The sequence below is a fragment of the Mesorhizobium sp. M7D.F.Ca.US.004.01.2.1 genome (assembly GCF_003997785.1).
GTDB classification, from domain to species: Bacteria; Pseudomonadota; Alphaproteobacteria; order Rhizobiales; family Rhizobiaceae; genus Mesorhizobium; species Mesorhizobium loti.
In genome coordinates this window covers 1-4,025 of sequence record NZ_RZRQ01000433.1, presented here as the reverse complement: position 1 = coordinate 4,025, position 4,025 = coordinate 1, and the positions used below count along the sequence as shown (strand labels likewise).

Annotated in this window: 4 protein-coding genes and 1 pseudogene; all 5 read left to right on the top strand. The window is 58.1% G+C overall.

Going from position 1 to position 4,025, the window contains the following annotated elements:
• On the top strand, positions 1–301 hold a 301-nt coding region (locus EN993_RS32340; RefSeq protein ID WP_127265833.1), incomplete at its 5' end, for a DUF2848 family protein.
• Positions 302–321: 20 nt separating this feature from the next.
• Positions 322–1,107, top strand: a complete 786-nt coding sequence (locus tag EN993_RS32335; protein WP_127265831.1) for a transporter substrate-binding domain-containing protein — start codon at positions 322–324, stop codon at positions 1,105–1,107.
• A gap of 58 nt (positions 1,108–1,165) precedes the next feature.
• Positions 1,166–2,344, top strand: coding sequence for an acetylornithine deacetylase (argE, locus tag EN993_RS32330; RefSeq protein WP_164757952.1), 1,179 nt, complete (start codon positions 1,166–1,168; stop codon positions 2,342–2,344).
• A 21-nt stretch (positions 2,345–2,365) separates the two neighbouring features.
• A complete protein-coding gene (locus tag EN993_RS32325; RefSeq protein ID WP_127265828.1) occupies positions 2,366–3,256 on the top strand; it encodes a polysaccharide deacetylase in 891 nt (296 codons plus the stop codon).
• A 209-nt stretch (positions 3,257–3,465) separates the two neighbouring features.
• Positions 3,466–4,025, top strand: a pseudogene (locus tag EN993_RS32320) (EamA family transporter); the annotation flags it as partial.

Here is a 4,025-nt window from a genome sequence, read left to right as displayed (position 1 = left end):
GGACCACTGGGATCGGCTGGTGCTTGGCATGGAAATCGACCGCCGGCAGGTAGTCGATGAGTCTGTGGCGGCGCTCCTGCGCCCAGATGATCTGACAAGATTGGCATTTGGCGGGGCAGCATCCGGGGTGACGGAGGGCTCCATGCTGTTTTCCGGAACGGTCGGCAAGGCCGGACCCTTGCCGAAGGCACCCTATCGCGTGCGGATAGAACTTACAGACCGGCAGCGCCATCGTTCGATCTCACATGAATTCGAAGTGGTGCCACTGCAACCCCCCAGTGGGCGCGCTTCATCAATCTAGAGCAAGCTGAGGTGAACAAAATGAAGATTGGCATTCTTGTCTCGATGGCGATTGTTGCCTTGGGCGCTGTGGCGGCCCCTCCCGTGCAGGCGCAGGACGTCCTTCGCATAGCGACCGAAGGCGCTTATCCACCCTTTAACTGGCGCGAGGCCGACGGCACCTTGAAGGGATTCGACGTTGATATCGCGAATGCGCTTTGCGAGAAGATGAATCGCAAATGCGTCATCGTCGCCCAGGATTGGGACGGCATGATCCCGGCTCTGCTGGCCAAGAAGTTCGACGTGATCGTCGCATCTATGGCCATCACCGCCGAACGCCAGAAACGCGTCGACTTTACCAAGAAGTACTGGCAGGCCATCTCTCGATTCGTGACCAAGAAAGGCATGAATCTCGATACGTCAAAGGACGATCTTGGCGGTATCCACGTCGGTGTCCAGCGCGGCACGATCCAAAGCTGCTATCTGTCGAAGCATTTTTCAAAGGCAAACATTACGCTCTATCCCACGTTGGAAGAAGGCTTCAGCGACCTCAAGGCAGGTCGACTCGACGCCTATATTGCTGAATCGATCCAGATGAAGAAGGAAGTGCTCGATAGGCCCGATGGCCAGGACTACACATTCAATGGCCCAACGCCGCAGGATCCGGAGTGTTTCGGCGACGGTGTCGGGATTGCGCTCCGCAAAGGCAGCGATGAGCTGCGCAATTCGCTCAACAAGGCCATCCTCGATATCAGGGCGGACGGCACATACCAGAAGATCGATCGTAAGTATTTCGATTTCGACGTGTATGGGCCCGAAGCCAACTAGCAAGGCAGCAATATCAGCCGGTCGGACGGACCAGCTGATATTGCAGGAGCAGCGAAAAATGACCGACCAGAATTCCGCGATCGAGGAGCCGCAAGCTTTGTTGTCAAGGCTTGTGGGCTTTCGGTCGGTCTCTGACAGGTCGAACCTGGATATCGCAGATTTCATCGAGACCCATCTAGCGGGCCTTGGCGCGACTTGCATCCGGTTTCCCTCTTGCGACGGCCAAAAGACGAATTTGTTGGCAACGATAGGCCCCCTGATGCCAGGCGGGGTCGTGCTTTCCGGCCACATGGACGTGGTGCCTGTCGCGGGACAGAACTGGACGAGCGATCCGTTCGCGTTGACCGAACACGAAGGAGCGCTGTTTGGACGAGGCACCACGGACATGAAAGGCTTCGTCGCGGCATGCCTTTCGGTTGCGCGCCTGGCCGCTGCAGCATCCTTGCAACGTCCGCTGCATTTCGCCTTCTCCTATGATGAAGAAGTTGGCTGCGTCGGCGCAGGCCCAATGATCGATTACATTGCCGACCATTTGCCGACACCAGCTTGCGTGATCGTCGGTGAGCCAACAGGCATGGTGCCCGTTAACGCCCACAAAGGCGCCTACGATTGGCGAACCGTCGTCACCGGTTTGGCCGCACATTCGAGCATGCCGCGTCTCGGCGCTCATGCGATCTATGCCGGAGCGCGCCTGATCACGCTTGTCGAGTCAATTCATGATCGCTTGGTCGCTATGCCGGATCCGGGAAGCCCGTTTGAAACACCCCATCCCACGTTGTCTGTCGGCATAGCGCGAGGGGGATCAGCCGGGAATATCATTCCAGCTGAATTCAGTTTCGAATGGGAGGCGCGCACCACAAGCCCGGGACAGGCGGAAGCAATAATCGAAAGCTTCACGGTCCAGGCCGAGTCCAAAGTCTTACCCAGGTTACAGGCAACGCACCCGCTTGCATCGATCGTCTCAACCTCGTTATTCAAGGTTCCACCGTTGGTTCCTGAAGCCCGTGGCGCGGCCGAACATCTTGCCCTCCAATTGACCGGAGCGGCGCGTGCCGACGCCGTATCTTTCTGTACCGAAGGAGGCCTCTTCCAACAGGCGGGCCTCTCCACAGTGATCTGTGGGCCCGGCTACGTCGCCCAGGCGCACCAGCCCAACGAGTATGTGTCCCTCCAACAGCTTGCGAGCTGTCAGGCTTTCCTGGTCCGCCTGATCGATCACCTTGCTGCCGATTCCTGATTTCACAAAACCGAGAGCATCATGATTTTGAACCCCATTCCCTGGCCAAACGGCGCTAACTGCGCCTGCTGCATAACCTTCGATATGGATGCCGATAGCCTGATCCACATTGCTCATCCGCTCGACGGCTATCGCCGCCTGTCAGCGATCTCGATGCTGCAATACGGACCACAGGTAGCAGTGCCGAGGATCGTTGAAACCTATCGCCGCCTCGGAATCCGCCAGACCTTCTTCATTCCAGCTTGGTGCATCGAACGCTATCCTGAAGCAATCGAAACGATCCTCTCAGGAGGCCACGAGATCGCTCACCATGGATTTCTGCACGAGCATCCTTCAGAACTCAGCGCCGAGGATGAAGCCTACTGGCTGGACCGCGGCATCGAGGTCATTGTCAAGGCAACAGGCGCACGGCCCCGCGGCTGGCGTGCACCGCTCTATAATATCTCGGACCGTTCACCCGGTTTCCTTGTCGATCGTGGCTTTGAATACGATGCCTCCCTGATGGGGGACGATATCCCTTATATCCTGTCGGCGCCGAACGGCACTCTGGTTGAAATCCCGTCTCACTGGGGCCTGGACGACTGGCCGCAGTATGTCCAGTCAATTGATCTCGACTATACGATGCCGATACGTGCGCCCCTGCAGGGGTTCGAGGTTTTCCGTCAGGAGTTTGAGACGGCTTACCGGTACGGCGGGTTATGGGTTCCCGTGGTCCATCCCTTTGTGTCGGGGAGACTGTCGCGCTGGGCCGTATTTGCGGCGTTTCTGGAGGACTTGCGGTCTCGGGGCGATGTCTGGTTCGCCTCAATGGAGGAAATCGCACGCCACGTTAGGGCAGTGGCTGCGGCGAATGCCAATGCAGTACGCACAGTGCAGGTTCCACCCTATGCGGCGCCGGTGCGTGTTCGCTGAATGCAACGTCCCAGATTGTCCGACCCAACTCAATTGACCTCTAAGGGGGATTGCCCTTTCTGCCAAAGTTGTCGGTTGGTGAGACTGCAGACCATCCGTACTGGAAGCTAGCATAATGTATGCAATATGCCTTTTTTCGTCGTGAATTGGCCGCTCCGGACGGTTGGCTCCCTCTGCCGCGCCTCGGAAGGGGACAGGATAGGCATTGCATGAAAGATTTTTCGCTGCGCAGGCTTCCAGCCGAGGCCATGGTTGTGGCGGCTGTCGCATGCATCCAGCTTGGCTCTGCTATTGCAGTCTTGCTGTTTCCGATCTTCGGCCCTCTTGGAATCTTGTTCCTGCGCGTTGGAATGGCGGCTGCCATTCTGCTTGTGCACAATCGCGCTACCTGGCGTGCCGCGCTCAAGCGTGATCCCATTACGATATTTCTTTATGGGCTTGGCATGGCAATCCAAAATGGCTGCTTCCTCAACGCTATTTCGCGGATCCCGCTCGGCATTGCGGTGTCGATCGGCTTCATCGGACCGCTCGTCATGGCAATGATCTCGTCGCGCCGGAAGGTTGATTTCGCCTGGATCCTGCTGGCCGCGGGAGGCATCCTCATGCTTACCCCTGACGTCGGTGGTTCTCTCGACCCAATCGGTGTCGCGCTTGCCCTGTGCGGCGCGGCGGGTTGGGCGAGCTTCATTTTCTTCAGCCGGCGGCTTGGAGACGCAGAGGGAGGCGCGTTGCCGCTCGCCATGGTGGCTTGCTGTATAATCATCTCCCC